Raw genomic sequence first — 18,364 nt, forward strand, 5'->3', positions numbered from 1 at the left:
GAGGGTGTGTACTACACTGCCTCTTTTCTCTGATCGTCTTTCTGATCGTTTTGTTTCTTTCCCTTCAGAAAGTATGTTGTCATTCTTCCCTTGCCTTTAACCTGAATGACTCCTCGTTCTTCAAATAAATAGCGATCTTTTAAGCGCTTATAAGTTTTTTCCGTTACCTGAATTCGATTGGCTACCCCGTGAGACTCCATCCGTGATGCCATATTCACCGTGTCTCCCCATAAGTCATAACTAAATTTTTTAATTCCAATCACTCCGGCTACTACAGGACCAATATTGATACCCATGCGAATGCTGAGAGAGAGATTATTTTCAATGTTGAATTGGGCAACAATTTCTTGCATATCCAGCGCCATTTTTGCGATCGCTTCCGTGTGATTTTCTTGTGGTGTAGGCAATCCGCCTACAACCATATAAGCATCACCAATTGTTTTAATTTTTTCTAACCCATAGCGTTCGCTCAGTTCATCAAAGGCAGAGAAAATCTGATTGAGTAAATCCACGACTTGGGTAGCAGAGAAGTAAGTTGCCAATTCCGTAAAGCCCACAATATCTGCAAATAAAACTGTTACTTCTTCAAAGCTATCTGCAATAGTCTTTTCAGATTGTTTCAATCGCTGGGCAATAGGTTTTGGCAAGATATTCAGTAGCAGGCGTTCTGATTGTTCTTGTTCGGAATGCAGGGCTTCTAGCCATGCTTTACGCACTGTAATGTCTTCTACTGTGCCTTCATAGTAAATCAGATCACCGTGGCGATCGCGAACTGCCCTTGCCTTTTGTGCAATCCAAAGTCTGCTACCATCTTTGCGATAAACTTGCGACTCAAAATCAGAAACAGAATCGTGCTTTTCCAGTAATTCTATCAATTCGCTATGACGTTTAGGCTGAACGTACAATTGGCGATCAATATTCGTGAGACTAGCGCAAAGTTCTGCCGGTGAGGCGTACCCATAGATATTAGCTAAGGTGATATTAGCACTCATATAACGTCCGCTGGGAGTTGTCTGGAAAATACCCTCAACTGAGTTATCTACAATCCGACGGTATTTCTCTTCTACTTGCTGGATCAGAGCAGCAGATTTTTTTAATTTAATGATAATGTAAATAGAAAAGCTTATGACTAAGATGAGGGTACATAAGTACAACAAAAACCGATAAAATTTACTTTTTTCTAGAGCTTGTTGATAAAATACGTTATAAGTTTGAGAAATTTTTTCACTCCGTTGACTTGCAGGCAGTTCTGCAATCTGCTTCGCCAAATCATCCACCAAGGGTTTATTCTGTAAGACGATTTCGGCATAAGCGATGGCGCGTTCCAAATCAACCTCTGGATAAACTTGGGCTTGTCTTTGTCGAAGTTTCTCGATTTGCTGATTAATTCGGTGAGTTAGATATTGGTTTTTAGGAGACTGATTATATTTGAGGACATTTTTTAGAAGATCATTAAGTTCTAAAACCAATTCATAATCCCCAAGTTCTGTCGATGCTGTCACCAACAAATCGCTAACGGTTATGGGAAAATCGTTCAGAGACTTTTTCAGAATTTTGTTATGAGATTTAAATTCTCGAATGAGTTTTTCTCGGGCTTGCGATAGTTTTATATAAGCTTGCAGATTCTGGGCAATTTCTTCATGTCCGCGCCGATTGATGAAATATGGAATTTCTTTCAAATTGCTTTGCAATTGCTGCAAGTCTTGTAATGCTCTCAAAAGAGAATCATACTCACTGAGCTGTCCCTCGCTTGCTTGCAAAACATCTTCATTGATTTGGCTATTTAGCTTATTGATTTGGCGCAAATTGCTGATATAATAAGCGTGTTGATCCAAATTTATTCCCAAAGCTTTAATAAACAGAAACACAAATACAAATACTCCGCCTGTAGCAATCATTATATTTCGCACAGCGGAGAATTTCATAAGCAGGCTAGTGTCAATTAACTCAACAGAACTTGCGCACGGGGATGCTCCTCTACCTCATTTTCTCCTTTTACTTCCCATAGCTTACTCTTGCGAACAGACTAGAGAGATGGAAAGAAGGTTTTCATGGTTTTGTTGTACGCGCTCTGAGGCATAAATCCCTCAATGGCAATATAAGAGGGTGTTCTTTTCCCCTATTCCCCTGTTTCGTCACTTGAGAAGGAAATCAGGGGAATAAGGGGAAATTTATAAAGAATTTTTGTTACTGAGGTTAAGATTCAAGCTAATCTAACCCTAGACTGATGACAATTGCTGAAATTACTATTACTTCTAATGCAGGAATTCCCCATTAAATCTTGTGGCTAGAGCGGGAGAGACTATCAATTCCAGATCGGTTGGAGATTGAGAACAAATCCGGGCAAGACATTTTCTCCTGATAAATGGGTGGGAAATTTCAAGACTTCAACAATCTGTTCTTGACGGTAAATTTCTACGCTATGGTTTTGGTGGTTAATCAACCATCCCAAACGAACCCCATTTTCTCGATATTCTTTCATCTTCTCTTGAGTGAATTTCAAACTCTCCTTAGCAGACATTAACTCCACGACAAAATCGGGACAAATTGGAGGAATTTTATCTTTTTGTTGGGGTGTAAGAGCATCCCATCGTTCTTGTTCGATCCAAGCTACATTAGGAGAGCGATCGCTACCTTGAGGAAGGTGAAAGCAGGTGGATGAGTCAAAGCAAACCCCTAATTTTGCCCGTCGATTCCAAATACCCAAATCAATGTAAATTTCAAAGTTGAGGTTTCCCGTTTCTCCGCCAGTAGGGAGCATTATTATTAACTCTCCCTTGGCATTGCGTTCAAATTTAACCTTAGGGTTAGTTCCGCAGAGTTGGTAAAACTGGTCGTCGTTTAGTTCGATGATAGGGTTGAAGTTTACAGTGACAGCGTGCATAGTGGTTTTGGCGATCACAGATTGTTAATTAACCATTAGATGTAACGTTTAGCAGAGAAGGGGACTGTATCGAGATAATCCTTAACTACTAACGAAGCTTCGAGTTTACCAGCTAGTCTCACTTAATGGACTCATGCAAGGCGGTATAAGTTTCCCAGTCCTTCTTCTGCTTACCTATCTTTATCTGAACGAGTAGATTAATACTACCACCCGTTACGAAGGAACAATTTTCCTTTCTTTTTCGCCATTTTCGCCGTGGTAAACAACTCCGCAAATGGTAGACAAAAGTAACCACCCAATCGTGTTGACTCGCAAATCAAACAAGGTGACATCAACGGCATTGAATAAGATACAACCCCCAAAAGCGATCAGATAACTGAATAAAATAACTCGGTCTTGATGAAGTCGAGATGACCAGTGGGCAACTAATAAAACCCCTTGAATCAATACCCAGCCAACTAAGCTAAAAAACAAGACTGTGGCTGGTATTCCTGTTTCAGCCGCAAGCATTAGCAGCAAATTGTGAGGATGACCCAGCCACAGGTTCATTTGCTGTTCGTAAAGCGGCGTAAAATTCCGTAAACCCCAACCCATCCAAGGACGCTGCTGGGTTAGAGACATGGCAAAGCGCCACTGAGTCACCCGCATCAACGCCACCGGACGGTCAGGATATAACTGGTCGGTCAGTCTTGCCCAAAAATAGGCGGGTACAATAACTCGTAGCCCTGTTCTTAGGGGTGGGGGACTAAACGCTGCCCCAAGTACAGCAGCCCCTGCCCCTGCAACTCCTGCCACCAAACAGCGCCAGCCTTGGTAAAGGGCAAACGCTAGACTTGCAAAAATTGCTACTCCCCAAGCGTTACGAGAATTGGTTAAAACAAGGGCGATCGCATTAATAATAACCGCTACTGTCAAAAACCCAAGTTTCCAGAAAAACCTCTGTCCCCTGACTGCTGAAACCAGCTCTACCCATAACCCCAGCCCCAAGCTAAAAACAATCACCAAATAAGCTGCCAGGATGTTAGCGTACATAAAAACAGACGCCATGCGACCTGGAGGGTTTCCCTGGGCTTCCAATACCCAACCCAAGACAGCTTGCCACTGCACTGGAGTCGTCCAGCCCCAAACCATCTGCCCAACGCCTAAAATAACTACGGGAATTGAAGAAATAACCAGAATCCAAGAAAGACGTCTTAGTTGCTGCGGGGTTTGCATGAGGACACTAAAGGCAGCAAACAAGACAAAGAAGGGAACGAAATTTGCCAAGCCTGGGAAAGCGTCTAAAGGCTTATCGGCAAAGCTGGATGCCACAATCAGCCAAAGACTCCAAATTGCGAATCCCCAGTTCAGGGGATAGCGGATAATCTGGCGATACCTTTGCCGCCACACCCCGGCTAAACTCAAAAACAATGCCAAAGCTCCCAAAGTTGGCAGTAAGGGGAATATCAGCACCCCTATCTGAGCAACATTCCAAGGGATTTGTAACCTTGGATTGGGATGCCAATCGAAAAGCTTTTGAATTTTTTTAGGGTAGCGGGGCATAGCCCATTTTGAATGCGTGAACTTTAACTTAACTCCTACTCCCCTATGCTTTAAACTGGCTCCCAACATTCACTGCGGGTGAGACGAATTTGCGCTAAGGCAAAGATAGTGGGAATAATGCGACCATAATTCGTGGCGATCGCTCGCCAGCCTATATCCGCAAAGAAATACCCCCATAATATCGGTCCCATAAAAGCAAATAGTGTTCGTGTCGCCCCATATCGTGCGGCGTTTACCGCCATGCCGCGCCGTGCTGCTTGTAGCGCCAATTGACCCTGAAACTGAGTCGCTGCGGCTGCACCGCCTCGAATCAAGGTTTCTTTGGCAACTTGATAGCGAGCAAAATGGAAGGCAACCTGACGGGCAATTTGTTGCAGCAGGAACGGCTTCAACACAGAAGTCACCGCTAAGGCGGAACCCCCCTTAATCAACACATCCATGGGATTGTGCTGAAGCTGAACAGGTAGAGGTTCCGAAGGTTTAACTTGTGCTAGCGATCGCTGCACTCGCACAGTCAGGGATTTCTGTTCTGAGACAGGCAAGCGCTTCCAAGCTCGACCTATCAAATTGAGAAATACTTCTGCCTCTAAATCGGTAGTTGTTAGCTGTTTCGAGTAAGGAATCTTTAGATAGCGACAAACTTGAATAAGAGCTTGTCGATAAGTAAACTCATGGGTGCGCCCTTGCAGTACAGTCATCCCATCTGCCGCCAAAAAGCGAAATCGCTGCTCTATGGCATCTAACCAAGTTTGGCGGTCTTGACTTTGAACGTCAATAGGCTCAGGCGTTTGAACATAATCAAGGGGATTGAATCGACGACGGAATAAAATTTCCGTCAGTTGTTGCAACTCATCTTCAGTTGCTAATTCTAAGGCAGATCTCAGCTCATCCAAATTTTTTGCCCTCCACAACCCCAGATCCATCATTGTCAACTATTCTACTTCTAGAATTCAACTCCAACAGGAACATCTATCGTGTTTGATGTCACTATTATCGGTGCGGGGCTTGCCGGACTCACCTGCGCTCAACAACTCCACCAAGCTGGCTATCGGGTTGTCGTGTTAGAAAAATCCCGTGGTGTAGGGGGACGAATGGCAACACGACGCCTTGACAATACCTGCGCCGATCATGGAATACCGGCAGTAGAGGCACGGGGAAAACTGCTACAACAACTAATCGAACAGTTGAGCGATCGCGGCATCCTCCAACTCTGGACAGATACCGTTAATGAATTTCCTACTCCACACTCATCCGTTACATCCGTTACTCAATCCCCTGCCAAATTCCCCCGGTACGCAGCACCAATGGGAATCACTGCCGTTGCTAAATTTCTGTCTACGGGTTTGGACATTCGGCTCAATCAACGAGTAGAAGAAATTACCGCAACCAAGGAACAAAACTGGCACCTTACCTGTGACTCACCTGATGAACTGACGACTAAGGCACTCGTCATTGCCATCCCCGCCCCCCAAGCTCTAATGCTACTGACACCCTTAGCTGAAACAGGTTTATCAGCAGACTTTCTTAATAGCTTGCATTCTGTAAAGTTTAACCCCTGCCTTAGTGCGATCGCAGGTTATCCTGTCCAACATCAGCACGATCTAGAATCATTGAAATTAAGCTGGAAATCCTTGACCATTCTCCAAGATACCGATTTAGCGTGGATTGGCATCGATAGCAGCAAACGCCCTCATGCACCATCACCCGTCTTCGTCTTGCACAGTACAGCCGCATTTGCCCAGCGTTACTTAGATACCACGGATTTAAAGCCCGCTGGACAACAGATGGTATCCCGTGCTGCACAGTTGCTATTTCCTTGGCTCGAAACCCCTGATTGGTTACAAGTTCATCGGTGGCGCTATGCCTTTCCCAAAACCCCTCTTAATCACAACTGCCTTGCGACTACAGCCCCCTTGCCTCTAGTTTGCTGTGGAGACTGGTGCGGGGGCAATCTAATCGAAAGTGCAATGAACTCCGGTTTAGCAGGGGCTGTCCAAGTCAATAGTCAGTTACAACAATTATCTCTGCCAAGGGAATATTTTTGGGAGGTATTTTCGTCTAGGGAGTAGGGAGTAGGGAGTAGGGAGTAGGGAGTAGGGAGTAGGGAACTCTGGCAGGAGAAAAGTTCATAAAAATTTAACCCAATTATTGCATTCTTCATTGAAGATTTACGAAGAATATTGGAAAGAAGGATTAAATTTAAAAGTAGTAAAAGGCAAGGTCAGTAAATTTACACAATCAGAGCGGGTGCTACAAAACTTCATAGTTAATAGCTCATAGCTATGAACCATGAACCCTTAACGTCTGAATCTCCTACGCTTTTAGATAAGTAAAAAGACTCAAGACCGAGGCTGATAATTTTCCTAGGGAACTACCAAATCATGACCAGCTCGATCCTCAAGAAATACATTGTTACCCCCCTTGTACTCTCCGGAGCCGTTTTCGCTGCCCTAACCCTACCTCTCAATAAGTTTGGCTCCAAACCAATCGTTATCCAAATGCAAGGGGAGCCACTTGCTTTCGGTCAAGTAGAGGAGTTTGCCCCCCTCTACCTGGGAGTAACGGGTATGTTGAGCGCAGGTGTGGGTGTTGTAAGCGTGGCACTAGCGGGATGGCAAGAATCTTCTCGCAAATCGGCTGAGACGCAGAAGAAAATATCACGTTTGATGGAAAATATCCAGGACAAGCAACAACTCCTGGAGTCACTCAAACAATCGCAAGCCGAGTTAAATACCTCCAGTTCAGAGCGATCGCTTGATGAGGAAATTGCCCATCAAAACACTCTAGAATCCCAACCTAGTCATTTCACAAACCCGGTTTCTGTTGCGGAAAACACAGAAATGCCACTGACGCAACAGCAAGATATCGAATTTTTCCGGACTATGGCAGAAGAGTTGCTCGAGGCTACAACCGTCAACCCAGAAAATTATACTCAATTGCAGTCACCTCTAGTAGTGAACTCGGAAGACAAGGAGAATGAGGAAGTCATTGTTCCCTTGCATGAGAGTAAAGTAGTGCGACTCAATTCAGTCACATCACCTCAGGTGCAAGCGATCGCTGCCAAGTTTGCCTCAGCTCAAACCTTCTTCGGTTATACTCAGACGAAGAATTCAGCCCAGTCATTATCTGTGAGTGCGTCTTCAGTCCCAACCGTGGAGGTTGAACAAATTGATGGTCAACTCGAACAACTAATGGAGCGCATTACCTTCATGCGAACAGCTCTGCACTCTGCACCCCAGCCCGTCGCTTCCATCATTCAACCAAACAACGACTCGCCTCCCAACTTTGCGGTAATCAGCAAGAATTGATAAGCTGCGCGGCAAATTGTAAGGCGTCTTCGTAACTGGAAACTTTCCCCTCAATTCTGGCTAGCTGAACTTCAGTCAGTAAGGTTCCGATTGTGGGACTGGGGCGCAAATTCAGGGCTTGCATCAAATCCTTACCAGTCACTAAGGGTGTGGGATGGGCAACTTGGTCATCCGGTGTGAGATAACGGTTTATCAGAGGGGCGATTTCATCTACAGGCGTTCCCTCTGCCACTGCCAAAACTGCCAAAGCTGGAAAAACTGAACCCACGTTTTGAAAGAAAAAATACTGATCTCGCAGGGGCATCTGAGATGATGGGTGAGACAGTAGCTGGGGCAAGTAGTGAAGTGTAATAACAACAGCTCGAACCTCAGCGCGACTGTACTTTAAACGCCACAGGAGTTCTTGTGCAGCTTCTGGTACGGATGGCAACAGATTGGCTAATTTTGCCAGACTGAGTAAGGATGACGATTTACCACTAACGGCAGTTTTCAGTTCTCTGCCTAATTCAGTCCTGTTTTCTGTCAGCATTTCTGCGGCTTGCTCAACGGTTGCCAATTGCCTCACACCTGGTTCTGTGGCATCAGGAAGCCAGGTTTGCAATACGTTATCGTCCCAAGCGGCTATAAGCCAGGGTGTGCCTTGAGGAGACTTGAGGAGATAGTTCAATTCAACTTGCACCCGTTCGGCAGCGACTTGTGCCAGTAAGGGGGCTAGCTGGCAAATCGTTGATCGCGTTGTCGGTTCGATGGTGAAACCGAGTTGGGCAGCTTGTCGGTAAGCTCGCAGCAAGCGTAAGGGGTCATCTTGCAGGTTTTTGGCGGATACCATGCGGATGACTTTTGCTTGGCAATCGGCTACACCTTGTAGGGGGTCGATGATTTGGTTGGTGTGAGGGTTGTATGCGATCGCATTAATCGTAAAATCTCGGCGATGCAAGTCCGTCTCTAAGCTATCTCCTTCCTGTTGAGCCACATCCACCGTTGCCCCTTCAAAAACGACTCTAGCAATTTGTCGCTGGGCATCGAGTACTACAAACCCAGCATTGTAGTATTTGGCTAGGTTTCGCGCTATCTTTACAGCCTCTGCTGGCACGACGAAATCTAAGTCGAGGTACTCTGCACGTCTAGAAAGCAACGCATCTCGCACAGCACCGCCAACTAAGCAAGCTTGGGATGGCAATTGCTCCAAGCTAAAGGGTAAAGTTTGAGGAGAGAGAACACGGAAGTGAAGAGTCATGGATCAGGTGTACGGTGTCAGGTTATATAGCCGAACTCATTTGCCTACACTACACCCTACACCCCATACCCTTTTCCTACTGAGATGTATTGCACTCAACCCATAGAGACGCGACCTATTCCGTCTCTACTTCATTACAAAAATCAACCTAAATACGGGTCAATTTCTGCCTTGCCTGAGCTAGGCTAACAAAAAGGACTTGGAGTTTGTGCAATGTGTATTTGCGTTAACTGCCACTATGTAGATCGCTGTACCACCTATCATGCTGTGGAAACGCAGCATGAGGTGCCGCATTTAACTGAAAACCCCAATTTTGAAGCCATTGAACCTACGATTAACGTCAATATTCGTCCTCAGGAAGATTTTGTGGAGATGGAATGGGATGTTGTTGGTTGTGAAAGCTTCAAAGAGGAACTTGGGAAATGGGTGAAATTGCGTCCGGGTGAGCTAGTGCCGACGTGATGGAAGAATTGAGTAGAGGCGCGGTATAGTGCGTCTCTACACCTGACCAAAGATAATACAGGAGTTTAGGAATTCAGAAGAATTAATGAATTCTTTGTCCCATCCTGTTCATTGACAGACTTTGATTGATTGCGCCAAGATTGTGATCAGAAATAAATTTTTGTAAAGGCTTGACTGGATGTCTTTTGAGCTTCTATCACTGGAGACGATCCAGGAACTGGCAAGACAATACGGCTACTGGGCTGTTTTCTTTGGGATTGCTTTAGAAAATACTGGAGTTCCTTTACCAGGAGAAACGATTACCTTAGTGGGTGGTTTTCTTGCAGGTAGCGGCGAACTGAATTATTGGTTGGTGCTAGGTAGTGCCATTACTGGAGCAGCACTCGGTGATAATTTTGGCTACTGGATCGGTAGAATCGGAGGTTTACCCTTTTTAATGCGAGCGGGACGCTTGTTTCGCATCTCGGAAACCCAACTAACAGAAGCTAAACGGCAATTTAGTGAGAATGCGGCGAGAGCTGTATTTTTTGGGCGCTTTGTTGCACTGCTGCGAATTTTTGCCGGACCGATGGCAGGTATTGCTGAGATGCCCTACCTCCAGTTTTTAGCCTGCAATTTTGCGGGTGCTACCCTTTGGGCATCGGTGATGGTGAGTATCGCCTTTTTTGTCGGACGCATCGTCCCTGTAGAAATATTAATCTCTCGGATAACTCAGTTTGGAATTGTGGCGTTGTTGCTGGTGATTGCCTGGATTGCGATTCGCCCATGGTTGGAGTCTCGTAAAGTTAAGCAGTCATCGGTGAGCGATCACCCTTCTGCATCAGGGGAGTAGATTAAAACTTCATAGGGGAAAAAGGAAAGGAGAAAATTAATTCTACCTTTCTTTTTTTGCATACCCAAATTGTATAAGATTATGCAAAAAATGCTCTATTCTTTCCAGGTGTAAACCTCATTCTCTATAGATTTATTTATTGCTGATATCATTGATGCATCTGTACCCCAATACAATGGTTAATTGTATCTATTTACACCAATTAAAATGTCTACAATTTGTATAGGATTAAGACAAGTCTGAAATCCTAGTGACGACTCCAAACACCAAGTGGGGCTTTCCGCGAAGAAAGCGAACAATAAAGATAGAAATTTTTAGGTCGAGTTGCCGAGCCAGGAGCATCAGTCATTGGTCATTGATTCAGCAAGAGTGCTGCTGAGGAGTTTTATGGTTCAAGCCTATATTGAAAACTTGCAAGAAATTGAGACAACCCGAGAAATCAATGCCGCTGTAATTAACGTCAGTGGTCGGCAGCGTATGCTATCGCAACGTATAGCGCTATTCTGTTTCAGGTTTGTGTGTTCTCAAGACCAAGCTGAACGGCAAATCTGGCGTACTCGTTTAATTGATACCGTCAATTTGATGGAAACGTGCCATGAGGGACTAATTTTCGGTAACTCCAGCATGAACCTACCAGGGATCACCTCTGAAGTTATTCGTAAAATGTATTTTGAACGACCGTTGAAGGTCGATCGAAAGGTACGCCAGTACATTGCCTATGTGCGAAGTTTAATTCAAGTCTCTGAGGTTGAACTCACTTCAGAGAATCCCTATTTTTGCTATATTTTAAAGGCAGCCTCTCATGACTTACTAGAGGTTTTAGATGCGGTAGTTAGTCAGTATGAGAAAGAGAGTAATGCTCAATTACTAGCACTCTACGAAGAGCAAGAAGAACTGTATGAAAAAATTACCAAAACAACAGCATTTGCTCAATCTCAAGCTCAACAGTTAGAAAAATTACTCATTGAACTACAACAGAGTCACTTACAAGTCATCCATACTGAAAAAATGTCGAGTCTTGGTCAGTTGGTGGCAGGGATTGCTCATGAAATTAACAATCCCGTCAATTTTATTTGTTCGAGTTTAATTTTTGCTCACCAGTACGCCCGAGACTTGCTGAAGCTCTTGCAACTCTATACTCAAGACTCTCCCTCACTCCTGCCAGAACTTCAAGCCGAAGCGGAGGCGATAGAACTTGATTATTTGATTCACGACTTTCCTAAACTTTTGGACTCGATGCAAGTAGCAGCGGATCGTATTTTCAATATCGGCAGGACGATTAAGAATTTTTCTCGTGTTGACGAAGCTGAAATGAGTCTTGCAAATCTACACGACGGCATTGATAGTACGCTGGTTATCTTACAGCATCGGCTCAAGCCTAATGGTGAGTTTACAGGCGTTGAAGTGGTTAAAGAGTATGGCGAATTGCCCTTAGTTGAGTGTTATGCTGGACAGCTTAATCAGGTGTTTATGAATCTTTTAAGTAACGCCATTGATGTTTTGGAAACTCAATCAGAGCCACGGATTATTAAAATTAGCACAGACCTTAAACAGTCTCAAGTCGTTGTCCAGATTGCCGATAACGGACCGGGTATCAGTCCAGAGGTGAAAAATAGAATTTTTGACCCGTTTTTTACAACTAAACCCATCGGCAAAGGTACGGGTTTGGGATTATCAATCAGCCACAAAATTGTGGAAGAAAAGCATGGGGGAGTACTGAGTTGTGTGTCACAACCGGGACAGGGAACGGAGTTTTGGATCGAACTGCCGATTCAGAAGGCAAGTTCACGAAGCACGATGGTGAGTGCGGTTGCTCAAAAGGGTAATGGGTGAGCCAGGAACTTGAGTTTGTGGTGATTGTAGCTTCCTATTGTGCAAGAGAAATAGACACTGAGCCTTGGCAATAGCGAAAGTTTTGTGATGTATTGGATTCAGGAACTATGCCGGGGGTGTATCTAGGTAGGAAGGAAAAACGGCACAGTTGCGATCGCCTAATCGGGAACTTTGCAAACTGGGGAAGCTTTATGGAACTGCTACACGCTCCAGGAGATAGTATTGCCCAACGTTATTGCATTTTAAGCACGTTGGGGCAAGGGGGGAGCGGGATAACGTACCAAGCAAAAGACACGCAAACCCGTCAGCAAGTGGCACTGAAAGCCCTGTCCCTCCACCGACTGACGGACTGGAAAATGCTAGAGCTATTTGAACGGGAAGCCCTGGTGCTGGCTAAACTGAATCATCCTGGCATTCCCAAATACTTGGATTATTTTCATACAGATACATCTCAAGACCGCTCGTTCTATATTGTCCAGCAGTTGGCAGAGGGACAGTCTCTTGATGTTTTAGTAAACAAGGGCTGGCGAACTAACGAACGGCAAGTTCGGCAGATAGCCATACAGATACTAGAAATTTTAGTGTATTTGCAGGCATTGAAACCGCCAGTGATTCATCGAGATATTAAGCCACAGAATATTATTCTACATACCTCTCCTCACCAAGGGGGGGCAAAGGGGGGTCAGGTATTTTTAGTCGATTTTGGAGCCGTACAAGATACCTATCACAGTACATTCATGCGGGGCAGTACGATGGTAGGAACCTACGGTTATATGGCTCCCGAACAGTTCCGGGGGCAAGCGGTTCCGGCAACCGATTTATACGGTTTAGGTGCAACCTTACTATTTTTGCTCACCCACCGTTCTCCGGCTGATTTACCAACGGATAGGCTGAAAATTGATTTTCGTTCCCGCGTCCAGATTAGCGAGTACTTTGCTGACTGGTTAGAAAAAATCCTGGAACCCGATGTCAAGGATAGATTCTCCTCGGCACAAGAAGCGTTAGCCGCACTGCGTAGTAAGCGGCGCATTAATACCGAATCGAGTTCCTCTACACCCTGGAAAGCGATCGCAGGCGTGGGAATTGCTACAGTTGTAGCTGTCAGTATTCTCAATCAGTACAAGTATCCTATCCTCAGCGCCATGGGATTTACGCCCAGAGCCCTATACGAGGGAATTATGGGCGGCGATATTGAAACCGTTCGATACTATTTAGACCGAGGCGTTAATGTGAATGCCAGGGAATACCAAGATCATACGCCTCTGCACTGGGCAGTCAGCAATAACAAACCCAACATCGCAGAACTTTTAATCGATAGAGGCGCAGATATTCAGGCTCGGTACGATGAAGATGGTCATACCGTTCTGCACATTGCCGTGCAGCATGACACAAAAGACATGGCAGAACTGTTGATGAATCGGGGTGCAGATATCCATACCAAGGATAACTTCGGCAATAACTGCCTGCACTTAGCTCTCATGAAGTCAGACGTATCCCACTACTACGGCATGGTACTCACAGAAAAGACGCCCTCAATCGAGATAGTAGAACTGTTGATTGAGCGAGGCGTCGATATCCATGCCAAAAACAATCGTGGCGAAACCCCTCTCTATTTTGCGCGATCGCAATCTCAGGAAGCGGCAGAGTTGCTGCAACGTTATGGCGCAACCGAGTAAATTGATGGAACAACTACACCAATCGGGAGACATCATCGCCCAACGCTACCGCATCCTGACTCTGTTGGGACAGGGGGGCGTTGGTACAACCTATGCCGCCCAAGACTTAAAAAACAGTCAAACAGTAGCGTTAAAAGCTCTTTCTCTCCGTCGGATGGCGGACTGGAAACAGATGGAACTGTTTGAACGAGAAGCCCGCATTCTCGCTCAACTCAAACATCCTGCCATTCCCTATTATCTAGACTATTTCCAAGTAGACACCGATCGCGATCGCAGTTTCTACATCGCCCAGCAGCTAGCACCAGGGAAATCGTTGGCGGTGTTGATTGAACGCGGTTGGCATCCTCATGAAGCACAGGTCAAACAGTTAGCGATTCGCCTCTTGAAAATTCTCATCTACCTACACCAACTAACACCCCCTGTTATTCATCGGGATATCAAGCCGCAAAATATTATTCTGAACCGTAAAGGACAAGTATTCCTCGTGGATTTCGGTGCGGTGCAAGATACCTATCACCACACAGTTACAGGTGGCAGCACCATCGTGGGTACATACGGTTACATGGCACCGGAGCAGTTTCGCGGACAAGCGGTAGTGTCTACCGATTTGTATGGGTTGGGAACGACATTGCTTTTCCTGTTAACCCAACAATCCCCTGCTGATTTACCCCAGCGCCAACTCAAAATTGATTTCCGTCCCCACGTTGACATTTCTAGGGAGTTTGCTGACTGGTTGGAGAAAATGCTCGAACCTGTTGTAGATGATCGATTTTCCTGTGCCAGCGAAGCTTTAGCCGTGTTGCAGGGAAAACAGGCGCTAACCCAATCTACCCCACCCAGACTTCGACTTCGCAAACCTCAGAACAGTAACATCCGTTTGACCAAGAATGAGCAGACAATAGTGGTAGAAATGCCCCCGGCTCGATTGCGCAGCAGAATCAGTCAGGTTTTTGCCCTCATCAATCTGATTTGGAACGGATTGTTAGCACTGACCATTTGGATGATTATAGAACTTTCGTTGTTCATGCAACCTTCTAATCTTATCCCCGTGGGTATTTGCGTATTGATTGGATTGTGGCTGCTGACTCAGTTTCTCTATGGCACGTTATCTCGGACAAAACTAGAAATTGATTCTCAGCAATTCCAGTTACAGAAGTGGTTGCTAGGTTCACGCTATCAAAAGGTTAAGGGAAAAACAGCAGAGATTAGTCAGGTAGAACTTAGGGAAATCAGTTTGCCGTTGAGTAAAAATCTGGTCAACTTCTGTGTACTGAGGTGGAAGTGGAAGCCGTTGGGTTTTGGGACGTTTTTGACGCAGGCGGAGAAAGAGTGGTTGGTGAAGGAGATGGGGGCGTTTCTGGAAAAAATACGTTAGTGAGAGGCAATATTAACACTGAAGTAGGATTGTAGCCCCAAAATTATATGCCTTGATTGGTTGGGCTGTCACTGAGAGTTGATAACTGATCCCTTAAACTCCAGCAGGTACACTAACTCCCAAAAACTCCTGCACCCGCTCTAAGTAAACGTCCGGAGCTTCCAGCATGGGGAAGTGAGCTGTCTTAGGAATCTCCAAATACTCAACCTTTTCACTCAATGATGCTGCTGTACGCCCCAGTTCTGGCGGAATAATTTTATCGTATTCGCCAGATATTAATAGAGTGGGAACCGTTAGCCCAGCAAACTTTTCGGGCATCACCTCAGAAGCATACTTGCTCACCGCTGTCAACATTGTCCCCAAGGCTGCCTGATAATCTGCTAGCAAAAAATCTTCTAAAAAGGCTCGCCTCACTTCCCTAGGCAATGGGCGGTGCAGAAATCGTGCCATAAACAGGGAATCGGCAAACGGAATCTGCAAGAACCAGCGAGGACGGAATTTCACCACATAGCCACCAAATTTATGAAAAGCAGCAAAGGCTTTCTCTTCGTATTCAAAAATACCACTACAGGTCAAAATTGCTCGCTCTACGCGCTCAGGATAGCGGTTGAGAAACATCGTCGCCGCTGACGCTCCCAACGAGTGGGCATTGATATAGACACGCTTCAGTTCTAAAGCCTCTAACAATACCGCCAAATCGTCGGCATAGTCTTCCATTTCATAGAGCAACTCTATCGGCTCTTGAGGTAATCGCGATCGCCCGAATCCCCGCAGATCGTAGAGCAGGCAGTTAAATCTATCCGATAGAGCTTTAGCAGTACTTTCCCAGTAACGAGCAGAGCCGCTCCAACCGTGGATGAAAACCATCACCGGCTTTTCTTTAGACTGAGCCGATTGAGGTATCCATTCGTAGTAATGCTCGACACCCCGAACTTGAATGTAAGACATTTTTTGTCCGTTGTCCTTTGTCTTTTGTCCGTGTCCGTTGTTAAAAACCAATGACTAGGCAGGGGATTTGATAACGGATGTAACGGATATTTTAGCGGTGGTCAAAGACCAATGACTAATAACTAATAACCACTAAGCTGATTCTGGCTTGGGTAAGGACGATGGATGAAGCAGTAGTTCTGCCGTTGAGCGCTTCTCGACCATTTCCCGCGTGATTGTGCAGCGAGTCACATCCTTACGGGAGGGTAACTCGTACATCACATCCAGCATCAATTCTTCTACAATACCACGCAGCGCCCTTGCGCCTGTTTTGCGGCGGTAGGCTTCTTGAGCGATCGCTCGAACGGCATCTTCGGTAAACCCTAACTGCACCGAATCCATTTTCAGCAGTTTCTGGTACTGCTTCACGAGGGCGTTACGGGGTTGGGTCAAGATTGCTATCAGCGCTTCTTCATCAAGCGGGTCAACTACAGCCGTCACCGGCACCCGACCAATGAACTCCGGAATCATACCGAACTTCACCAAGTCATCTGGCTCTAAATGCCGCAGAATATCTGCTGTCCGTTTCTCCCGAGACGGATTATCTCCCCCCTGAATAAAGCCCATAGAACGCTTACCAATCCGCTGTTCTACTACCTTATCTAGACCAACAAATGCCCCACCGCAAATAAAGAGAATGTTGCTCGTGTCGATCTGAATGCAGTCTTGATAGGGATGCTTTCGCCCCCCTTGGGGGGGTACGTTAGCAACCGTTCCCTCTAACATCTTCAGTAACGCCTGCTGGACTCCCTCACCAGAAACATCTCGGGTAATTGAAGGGTTTTCGCTCTTGCGGGCAATTTTGTCAATTTCATCAATGTAAATAATTCCCCGTTGGGCTTCTTCTACATCTAAGTCCGCCACTTGCAGCAGTCGCAGCAAGATATTTTCTACATCTTCGCCAACATAACCAGCTTCCGTCAGTGTCGTGGCATCTGCTACCGCAAACGGCACATCCAATACACTTGCTAGGGTTTGAGCCAGCAGGGTTTTACCGCACCCCGTTGGACCCAATAGCAGAATGTTAGATTTTTGCAGTTCTACTGAATCCTCTATTCCTGCCTTACCATTATTTGTAGCTGCCTTAGATTGAATAAAACTCAGGCGCTTGTAGTGGTTATAGACAGCGACCGATAGCACTTTTTTGGCTTCGTCCTGACCGATAACGTGCTCGTCGAGAAACTTTTTTAGTTCTCTCGGTTTGGGCATCTGATTCAGTGACAGACCGGCAGTACGAGTGCGGCGTTTTTGAGGAGGTTCGGAGCGGGGAACTTGCTGGGGAGCCGGGGTGCTGGAGTCAAGCAACTCCTCATCTAAAATTTCGTTGCATAGGTCAACACATTCATCACAGATGTAGACTCCGGGTCCGGCAATTAACTTGCGCACCTGCTCTTGAGACTTTCCACAAAACGAACATTTTAGATGGGAGTCGTACTTAGACATAAGGAGCCTCTTATTTAATAGAAGTGACAGTGGCTTCGCTGGGAAGGTTCTGTCGGGAGATGATCTGGTCAATTAGACCATACTCTTTTGCTTCAGCCGCTGACATAAAAAAGTCTCGTTCGGTATCAGCGGCTATTTTCTCATAGGGCTGCCCCGTATGGTGGGCTAGTAGTTCGCTGATCTGACGTTTGTGAAAAAGAATTTCCTTGGCTTGTATCTCAATGTCAACGGCTTGCCCTTGGGCACCGCCCAGAGGCTGAGAGAGCATAAACCGTGCATTTGGAAGGGATATCCGCTTGCCCGGAGCTCCTGATGCCAGCAGAAACACTCCCATATCAGTTGCTGCACCAAAACAAATGGTAACAACATCGGGGCGGATCTGTTGTATTGTGTCATAAATCGCCATTCCCGCGATCGCAGCCCCAAGTCCCATCAAGGGTCCACCCGGAGAGTGGATGTAAAGCTGAATTTCCTTGGTTGGGTCTTCGGCTTCTAAATAAAGGAGTTGAGCAATAATGGAGTCAGCCACTACATCATTGATTTGGGTTCCTAGGAAAACGATACGCTCTCGCAGAAGCCGTGAGTAGATATCAAAAGCCCGTTCCCCCATACCGGACTGTTCTATCACCATCGGCACCACATTGCTCAAGTTAGCGGAGTCACTCTCCGGGGAACTCAAGCTTTTGATTTCGTAGTCAGGGAACTGGGATTGCAGCATACAACAAATGTTCAACTAGAGTTAACAACCGTGCTGTCTGACCCAGCACTAAGGGCAATCTTTTGTG

Annotated in this window: 15 protein-coding genes; 7 read left to right on the plus strand and 8 right to left on the minus strand. The window is 45.8% G+C overall.

Annotation, left to right across the window (positions count from 1 at the left end; genetic code table 11):
* Positions 1-11: 11 nt before the first annotated feature.
* The 4 genes from IQ257_RS03720 to IQ257_RS03735 all read right to left on the minus strand — a co-directional run bounded on the left by IQ257_RS03720 (position 12) and on the right by IQ257_RS03735 (position 5,319).
* Positions 12-1,925 carry an adenylate/guanylate cyclase domain-containing protein gene (locus IQ257_RS03720; protein ID WP_193872671.1) on the minus strand — a complete coding sequence of 638 codons (1,914 nt, stop codon included), beginning with the start codon at positions 1,923-1,925 and terminating at the stop codon, positions 12-14.
* Positions 1,926-2,305: 380 nt separating this feature from the next.
* On the minus strand, positions 2,306-2,884 hold the full coding sequence (locus tag IQ257_RS03725) for a Uma2 family endonuclease (RefSeq protein WP_193872670.1): 579 nt from the start codon (positions 2,882-2,884) through the stop codon (positions 2,306-2,308).
* Positions 2,885-3,097: 213 nt separating this feature from the next.
* The gene (locus IQ257_RS03730) at positions 3,098-4,426 is read right to left on the minus strand and encodes an O-antigen ligase family protein (RefSeq protein ID WP_193872669.1); all 1,329 of its coding nucleotides are present in this window, start codon (positions 4,424-4,426) and stop codon (positions 3,098-3,100) included.
* A gap of 50 nt (positions 4,427-4,476) precedes the next feature.
* Positions 4,477-5,319, minus strand: coding sequence for a YaaW family protein (locus IQ257_RS03735; protein WP_193872668.1), 843 nt, complete (start codon positions 5,317-5,319; stop codon positions 4,477-4,479).
* Positions 5,320-5,400: 81 nt separating this feature from the next.
* Here IQ257_RS03735 and IQ257_RS03740 point away from each other — a divergent pair, with 81 nt between their 5' ends.
* Positions 5,401-6,495 carry an NAD(P)/FAD-dependent oxidoreductase gene (locus IQ257_RS03740; RefSeq protein WP_193872667.1) on the plus strand — a complete coding sequence of 365 codons (1,095 nt, stop codon included), beginning with the start codon at positions 5,401-5,403 and terminating at the stop codon, positions 6,493-6,495.
* 312 nt (positions 6,496-6,807) lie between these two features.
* The gene (locus IQ257_RS03745) at positions 6,808-7,734 is read left to right on the plus strand and encodes a hypothetical protein (protein ID WP_193872666.1); all 927 of its coding nucleotides are present in this window, start codon (positions 6,808-6,810) and stop codon (positions 7,732-7,734) included.
* On the opposite strand, the gene IQ257_RS03750 is transcribed toward IQ257_RS03745, so the two are convergent.
* Positions 7,721-8,971 (minus strand): CCA tRNA nucleotidyltransferase, encoded by a 1,251-nt coding sequence (locus IQ257_RS03750; protein ID WP_193872665.1) that lies wholly within the window; start codon positions 8,969-8,971, stop codon positions 7,721-7,723. The two genes, IQ257_RS03745 and IQ257_RS03750, sit on opposite strands and share 14 nt — an antisense overlap.
* A 213-nt stretch (positions 8,972-9,184) precedes the next feature.
* On the opposite strand from IQ257_RS03750, the gene IQ257_RS03755 reads away from it, so the two are divergent.
* The 5 genes from IQ257_RS03755 to IQ257_RS03775 all read left to right on the plus strand — a co-directional run bounded on the left by IQ257_RS03755 (position 9,185) and on the right by IQ257_RS03775 (position 15,149).
* Entirely contained in the window at positions 9,185-9,433 is a 249-nt protein-coding gene (locus tag IQ257_RS03755) for a Ycf34 family protein (protein WP_193872664.1), read from the plus strand.
* A gap of 178 nt (positions 9,434-9,611) precedes the next feature.
* Complete coding sequence (locus IQ257_RS03760; protein ID WP_193872663.1) at positions 9,612-10,265, plus strand: DedA family protein; 654 nt, start codon at positions 9,612-9,614, stop codon at positions 10,263-10,265.
* A 387-nt stretch (positions 10,266-10,652) separates the two neighbouring features.
* Entirely contained in the window at positions 10,653-12,098 is a 1,446-nt protein-coding gene (locus tag IQ257_RS03765; RefSeq protein ID WP_193872662.1) for an ATP-binding protein, read from the plus strand.
* Between the two features lie 191 nt (positions 12,099-12,289).
* Positions 12,290-13,774, plus strand: coding sequence for a protein kinase domain-containing protein (locus IQ257_RS03770; RefSeq protein WP_193872687.1), 1,485 nt, complete (start codon positions 12,290-12,292; stop codon positions 13,772-13,774).
* Positions 13,775-13,778: 4 nt separating this feature from the next.
* A complete protein-coding gene (locus IQ257_RS03775) occupies positions 13,779-15,149 on the plus strand; it encodes a serine/threonine-protein kinase (protein WP_193872686.1) in 1,371 nt (456 codons plus the stop codon).
* 93 nt (positions 15,150-15,242) lie between these two features.
* Here IQ257_RS03775 and IQ257_RS03780 read toward each other — a convergent pair whose 3' ends face one another.
* From IQ257_RS03780 to IQ257_RS03790, 3 genes are all read right to left on the minus strand, one after another.
* Complete coding sequence (locus IQ257_RS03780) at positions 15,243-16,097, minus strand: alpha/beta fold hydrolase (RefSeq protein ID WP_193872661.1); 855 nt, start codon at positions 16,095-16,097, stop codon at positions 15,243-15,245.
* A 132-nt stretch (positions 16,098-16,229) separates the two neighbouring features.
* Complete coding sequence (gene clpX / locus IQ257_RS03785; protein ID WP_193872660.1) at positions 16,230-17,579, minus strand: ATP-dependent protease ATP-binding subunit ClpX; 1,350 nt, start codon at positions 17,577-17,579, stop codon at positions 16,230-16,232.
* A gap of 10 nt (positions 17,580-17,589) precedes the next feature.
* Positions 17,590-18,297, minus strand: coding sequence for an ATP-dependent Clp protease proteolytic subunit (locus IQ257_RS03790; protein WP_193872659.1), 708 nt, complete (start codon positions 18,295-18,297; stop codon positions 17,590-17,592).
* Between the last annotated feature and the right edge of the window lie 67 nt (positions 18,298-18,364).

Origin of the sequence: Coleofasciculus sp. LEGE 07092, from assembly GCF_015207375.1 — a bacterium.
In the GTDB taxonomy this organism is placed as follows: domain Bacteria; phylum Cyanobacteriota; class Cyanobacteriia; order Cyanobacteriales; family Coleofasciculaceae; genus LEGE-07092.